This is a genomic window from Flavobacterium sp. (assembly GCF_043756175.1).
Lineage (GTDB): Bacteria > Bacteroidota > Bacteroidia > Flavobacteriales > Flavobacteriaceae > Flavobacterium.
The window spans coordinates 1-5,943 of sequence record NZ_JAYURN010000036.1; the positions used below are offsets into that span (position 1 = coordinate 1).

The 5,943-nt window shown below is 32.5% G+C and carries 9 protein-coding genes; all 9 read right to left on the reverse strand.

The window, feature by feature from the left end:
- On the reverse strand, window positions 1–945 hold a 945-nt coding region (locus tag ACH2BP_RS01995; RefSeq protein ID WP_395056508.1), incomplete at its 3' end, for a M28 family peptidase.
- A gap of 57 nt (window positions 946–1,002) precedes the next feature.
- Window positions 1,003–1,638, reverse strand: coding sequence for a hypothetical protein (locus tag ACH2BP_RS02000; protein ID WP_395056510.1), 636 nt, complete (start codon window positions 1,636–1,638; stop codon window positions 1,003–1,005).
- Between the two features lie 4 nt (window positions 1,639–1,642).
- Window positions 1,643–2,677: a D-alanine--D-alanine ligase gene (locus tag ACH2BP_RS02005; RefSeq protein WP_395056512.1), complete on the reverse strand. Its 1,035-nt coding sequence runs from the start codon at window positions 2,675–2,677 to the stop codon at window positions 1,643–1,645.
- 11 nt (window positions 2,678–2,688) lie between these two features.
- Window positions 2,689–3,399: an NRDE family protein gene (locus ACH2BP_RS02010; protein ID WP_395056514.1), complete on the reverse strand. Its 711-nt coding sequence runs from the start codon at window positions 3,397–3,399 to the stop codon at window positions 2,689–2,691.
- Entirely contained in the window at window positions 3,387–3,875 is a 489-nt protein-coding gene (locus ACH2BP_RS02015; protein ID WP_395056516.1) for a DinB family protein, read from the reverse strand. Before ACH2BP_RS02015 ends, ACH2BP_RS02010 begins: the two co-directional genes overlap by 13 nt.
- Before the next feature lies 1 nt (window position 3,876).
- Complete coding sequence (locus tag ACH2BP_RS02020; protein ID WP_395056518.1) at window positions 3,877–4,266, reverse strand: DoxX family protein; 390 nt, start codon at window positions 4,264–4,266, stop codon at window positions 3,877–3,879.
- Window positions 4,267–4,276: 10 nt separating this feature from the next.
- Window positions 4,277–4,786 carry a YHS domain-containing (seleno)protein gene (locus tag ACH2BP_RS02025; RefSeq protein WP_395056520.1) on the reverse strand — a complete coding sequence of 170 codons (510 nt, stop codon included), beginning with the start codon at window positions 4,784–4,786 and terminating at the stop codon, window positions 4,277–4,279.
- 106 nt (window positions 4,787–4,892) lie between these two features.
- Entirely contained in the window at window positions 4,893–5,570 is a 678-nt protein-coding gene (locus ACH2BP_RS02030; protein ID WP_395056522.1) for a Crp/Fnr family transcriptional regulator, read from the reverse strand.
- Between the two features lie 99 nt (window positions 5,571–5,669).
- The coding region (locus tag ACH2BP_RS02035; RefSeq protein ID WP_395056524.1) for an acyl-CoA dehydrogenase family protein at window positions 5,670–5,943 on the reverse strand (274 nt) is incomplete at its 5' end.

Here is a 5,943-nt window from a genome sequence, read left to right on the forward strand (position 1 = left end):
AGTCATTTTTGTTATTGCAGGCAATAATTGCTGGATGAATGAAGTCATGTGGGGAATATCCATCGCTTTAAACTCATCAGAAACGTGATGGTAATATTCGAAATTTTCAAAGTCGAACGTACTCACTGATTGACAAGGAACCTTGAAAACATCGTAAAAAGAATAATTATCAGACCTATAAAATAATTGATACTCGGCTTCTTTAGGCAGAAATCCAATGGTGTTTTTTCCTGTATATTCATTTATTTTGGCCGCCATATTCGACTTGTCAAAACCGGTAATATAGGCCAGATAATCTCTTTTCATTGGCACTCCGATCATCTCAATATTAAACTGCGCATATAAATTGAAATTTTGTGCTTTTAGTTTTTTGGCTAAATGTTTAGAGCCCAACAATCCCTTTTCTTCCCCTACAAAGAATACGAAAAGTACACTTCTTCTATTTGATTTTGTAACACTGAAATATTTGGCCATTTCAGCCACAGCAGTTGTTCCGGAAGCATCATCATTGGCACCATTATTTATAAAATCCCCGTTTACTCCTTTTTTATCAATTCCTATATGATCGTAGTGTCCGCTTATGACAATAAATTCCTTTTTTAGAACAGAATCACTTCCTTCTAAGAAACCAACAATATTGTAGGCTGGTTCTTTATAATTAGACAACGTATCTCTATAACTTTTAAAATATGGTTTTACTTTATTGTCTTTGAAAAACTGCTCTAAATAATCGGCCGCTTTTACCATTCCTTTAGTTCCCGTTTCCCTGCCTTCTAATTCATCTGAAGCAAGGTATTTCAATGTTTCAGCAACAGCGTTTTCTTTCACTTTGTACGTAATCTCTAATGGCGCTTGTACATTTTTTTTAGATGATTCAGATAATACGGTTGAAGTTGGTTTACAACCAAAAATAAAGAACGGCATTAATAGAAGTATTTTTTTCATGTTTTGATTTTTGTAGTATCTCAAATTAAAATGGCATTTTTAAATCCCAGCTTTAACTTAAAAATATTTTTTATAGACTTTATAGATTTGAATAAAAGCTAAAACTATGAAAAATAAAGGAATAATTACCGGTATTACATATTGAGAAAAGAAAGTAGTATTTTGAGATAGATTATTTAAAATCAAAACTAATAATAACATCCCTAAAAATGTGCCTATTGCCGTTCCTGCAACGTAAAAGTATTTCAAATTATTTTCGACTGTAACATAGTTTCCATTCATTAAATAAAGATTCCACCCTGTCCAAAAAGGGAACTGAAGAAAGTTAACACAATTAAGAAGCACACCAATCAGATAAGGAGAATACATAACATATTTTTCTAAATCATTTTGACTTCCGATGGTTTGATTGGCGTGAGCATAAAAAGAATAGGCCAGTACAAAAAGAAACAGAATAGCAAAATAATCAATGGCCTTCATCAGTTTTTTATTATTAACCAATTTTTTAGCAAAAACTAAAGTAAAATAAATCACGAAAACCTCAATAGAAATAACTCCAAACAAATAGAAAACTAAGCTGTTTATTCCAAATCTCGAATAAATTTCGAAGCCAATAATGTTTAAATATCCAAGTGGAATTGAGCCAATAAAACTCACCAGAAGACCTACAAAGATATTTTTAAGAGCTCTCATTCTATTAAAAATTTACAATTTTATTGCTTTGTTCTAAATGCAAACGGTATTCATTCATCCCTTCTTTATGTGACAAATACGGGCTTCCTTTTTTATGATTAAGCACACTTATTTCATACATAAAAGTAATATGTCGAGCGAGCTCTTTCCAGGCGAATAGCAACGAATGTTTAGGATCATAAATATGGGTAGGTTCACTCGCTGCTCCATTCAACTCAACAATGGAGAAGTTTTTTCCTTGCTCTAATTCTTCTAAAGTATTGTACATTACATCCAATCTTCCAAAAAAGAAACCCGGAATTTGCAAACACATTTCATTCATGGCCTCGGTTAATTTTGGGGTTATCCAATGGCTACCATCTATAAATTTCGCACCACGCGCATGATTTCCGTAAGGTACCAAGTTTAGTTTCTGCCCTTTTGGAAGAATTTTCAATAATTCGCTGCCATACTCTTGCTTTAACACCTTCAATTGCAATTCGTATCTAGGATTTTCTTTCAGCAGTTCTTCTGCGGTGGAGTATCCGTTTCCGGTGATAATTAAAAATTCTTTGGAAACAATTCCTGTAATCTTGCCTGTTTTTTCATCAGGATAACGCACATAAAAAATACCAACTTCATTTTCGTATGGAATTAAATCCTGAACAACAAAATCAAAATTTGCCTTTTCAGCATATATTTTCAAATCAGCGACAGTATTTATTTTCTTGACTCCCGAACCACGCAAACCAATGTCCGGTTTTGCTATCAATGGATATTTTATTTCCGCCTCTTCAATGATTTTTTCAATTTCCTCTAGTGACGTTCCTTCCGTTATGAGTTCGGTTTTTGGATAATACCGCTGTGGCATTAAATCGTAGATTGCTTTTTTAGATTCCATCATAAATCCTCCATTTTTTATCGTTGGATTTGAGGCATTAAAGAAAAAAATCGATTTTGCTTTAATAGAGTAATAGGACCAAAGAAAATAAATTGGAATATAAACAATTTGGAACGGCCAATATTCCCAATGCGTAATCTTATGAAAAAGTAATTTCAATTGAGAAAATTTTAAATAGTGATAAATGAAGTCTTATATTCTTTTTTTGCAATCAAATCGCAATGCAATATAGCGACTTTATTTTTTTCAATTACAGATTGAGTAATGCTCAAGGTTTTCATTTCGTCATTCCGATTAATAACCAATCCGTTTTCCTGATTTTTATCCTCAGTATAACGATGAAAATGCAGCATCTCTTTTTCTGAAATTTCTGGATTTGTTTCTAAAAAAGTATAGAACCAATTGGAACGTTTTTCCCTAATTTCGCGAGAATACAAAGTCGAAGAAGACCAAACATGATTTTTATTAATATCTAACGGCGTCGTTTCTTTCTGAATTCCATTCCATCGCAACTGAAAAAGGGCATTGTTTTGAAATAAAACCAATGTAAACGGTTCTATGTTTTCCAAATTAATTTCTTGCCAAAAATCCTTTGGCGAAAAGCTGCTGATAATATCCAATACAATCAAACCCCGACTTTTTCTATAAGAAAGTTCCACTTTGTGTTTTTCATCAGCGCCATTTAGCAGAACTAAAACAGTACCATTTGCATCTACAACAAACCAGGTTCCTCCAGCTTTTGGGTCTTTTGGAAAAATAACATTCTTCCCGTTTATGGTATAATCGCCAGGTGGTATTGCAGAAGGTCTAATTATCTTTTCATCTCGATTTGAGGTAATGATAATTGTATCATTGACATTTACAAAGCTTACTGTACACATTGCTTTCTATATTCGATTGTAGAACGGGCGACTCCAAAATTCTCATCAACTTTGACACTTTCACATTTTAAAACTGCAACCTTAATCAAGGCTTGGTGATGAATACAGTGCTCTAAATTATACAGTAACTCTCTATAATAATTACTTTGTATTCGGATTTCTTCATTGTCGATAACTTGCTGTAAATCGATGTTTTTATTATCTTTTTCAAGATTACTTTTAATTTCTAAAATATGACGGATAGCGTACTGCATATCATTTTGAATTAGCATATTACGCGCTCTTTTATCATAATCCACAATCCCTGAATCGTATTGATTTTCTAGACATTGAAACATTTCAATAATATGCCTCGTGTGTTCCCCTATACTGGCATTACTCAGTTCAACACATGGATCTGAATACTCCGCTTTAGACAACTGATTCAGCAAATCAATCAATTCGTTTAGACTATTATTAATGGAAGGTATAAGCATATTATATTTTTAATTTTAACAAATTTGGCAGTTTATCTCTATTTAAAAAAATTAAAGTAAGACAACTTAATAAGGTAATATTAGCCAACGCAAATAGTGTTCCACCATCACCTTGAACTTCGATCCCAAGAACAAATAGATGCGAAAAAATAGCACCTACCATTATTCCAGAACCCAATGATGCTCCAAGCAATAGCGTTCTGGGAATTAAAATTAGAATTACAGTAATCAATTCTAAAATTCCGGTAGCAATTCTCCCATACGGTTCTACCCCCAAAGCATTAAAGATATAAATACTTTCCTCAGCAGCCGTAAATTTAAAATACAATGTCTGCAATAAAATTACCGCCACTGCAATACGTAAAATCCAAGATAAAATAGTTGTTTTCATGTTTACTTTTTTATTTGATTGTTTTTTTCCAATTGCTCTCCGCTTTTGACTTCAAATTAGCTTCGTCTTTGTTCCAGCTTTTCAATGTATTATTAAAATAAGCATTGTAAAACAAATACAATTTACCATCGACAATTTTAAATGTTTGTGGATTTATCTCCACTTTTGTGCCAGAATCTCCCATCGCATAAGCGCACCAACCTCCAAATTGCGGCTCATATCCTGATGGGTTTTTTAAAAATATTGCTTTATTGACAGGCATTGAAAAATTATAAGTTACACCTTCGTATGCAGCGGTTAGATCTTTTTTCCCCTTAACGGCTTTTCCTTGTTTAAAATACGCCACTGGATCGTAACCCTGAATACCAAGTCTACTTTCTAAATTGAAATTAGCTATTCGTTTGGTTTCATTTTGGGCAAATGTTGTTAAAGAAATAAAACTGATCAGTAGATAAATAAGCGACTTTTTACTTACTAATTTATAGCTGCTGTTTTTGCGTTCGTGCATTTTAGACTTCATAATATTTCAATTTAAAAATAATACTTCGTTTTTTTCTTAACAAAGATATTTAGAATTAAAAAAGCCATTTGTCAGCTAGTTTACAGTAGATACGAAATAGTTGTAATTACAGTTTTGTAATATCCGAGATTATGATCTCTTTTCGATTATAAATCAAAGTTCCGTTGTTTTCCATTTCATTAAGCAATTGAGTGGCAGTTTGTCTAGAAGTACAAATAATCTGCGCAATGTCATTTTGCGTCAGATAATTTTCAATTACGACTTTACTACCATTTTGTATACCTTCTTTAACAGCCCAATCTTTTAGAAACTGAAACAATCTGGTCTTGGCATCTTTGGAAATCAAATTAGAATAGCTGTTTTTGATGCGTTTCATTTTCAATCCTACAAACTTTGTATAAGATAAAGCCAAGCTAGGATTTCGCAACAATAAATCTTCAAAATCAGACAGTAAGAAACTGCAAATCGCCACATCATCTGACAAAACCTTTGCATATTCATTGATCTGATCATCAGCTTCTAAAGTAAGCTCCCCAAATAAATCTCCTTTTTGGATAATATCTTTTATTGTTTCGTTTCCGTCTTCATCAACGGCTACAATTTTAATATTCCCTTTTTTCAACAGAAAAATCCTTGGCACATCAGAGGATGAAAAATAGATTATTTCCCCTTTTTTAGCTTTTTTAAAACCAGTAATTATACACAATTGTCTGATTTGACCAAAACTCAGGGTTCGAAACAATTTGTGATCGCGTAAATACCAATATTTTAATTCCTCGTGCATAAAATAAATCTTTGAGTAAATGTATTAAAAAAACGATTTAAAAAACAAAACCCTTTCCAATCGAAATTGAAAAGGGTTTACATTCCTATAAAATTATATTTACGAAACTAAAGTTCTTGAAATTACAATGCGCTGAATTTCAGAAGTCCCCTCATATATTTGAGTGATTTTAGCATCACGCATCATACGCTCTACATGATATTCAGCCACATAACCATTACCACCGTGAATTTGAACTGCTTCAATAGTCGTATCCATTGCGGTTTGAGAAGCGAACAATTTTGCCATAGCTCCAGATTGAGAAATATCCATTCCTAAATCTTTTTCAGAGGCCGCTTTAAAACATAACATTTTAGCTGCCATAATTTGGGTT

What these genes read in the sequence shown, in the direction of transcription:
- ACH2BP_RS02000 (WP_395056510.1), bottom strand. Translation starts at nt 1,638, where the DNA reads ATGAGAGCTCTTAAAAATATCTTTGTAGGTCTTCTGGTGAGTTTTATT.
- ACH2BP_RS02010 (WP_395056514.1), bottom strand. Translation starts at nt 3,399, where the DNA reads ATGTGTACAGTAAGCTTTGTAAATGTCAATGATACAATTATCATTACC.
- ACH2BP_RS02015 (WP_395056516.1), bottom strand. Translation starts at nt 3,875, where the DNA reads ATGCTTATACCTTCCATTAATAATAGTCTAAACGAATTGATTGATTTG.
- ACH2BP_RS02020 (WP_395056518.1), bottom strand. Translation starts at nt 4,266, where the DNA reads ATGAAAACAACTATTTTATCTTGGATTTTACGTATTGCAGTGGCGGTA.
- ACH2BP_RS02025 (WP_395056520.1), bottom strand. Translation starts at nt 4,786, where the DNA reads ATGAAGTCTAAAATGCACGAACGCAAAAACAGCAGCTATAAATTAGTA.
- ACH2BP_RS02030 (WP_395056522.1), bottom strand. Translation starts at nt 5,570, where the DNA reads ATGCACGAGGAATTAAAATATTGGTATTTACGCGATCACAAATTGTTT.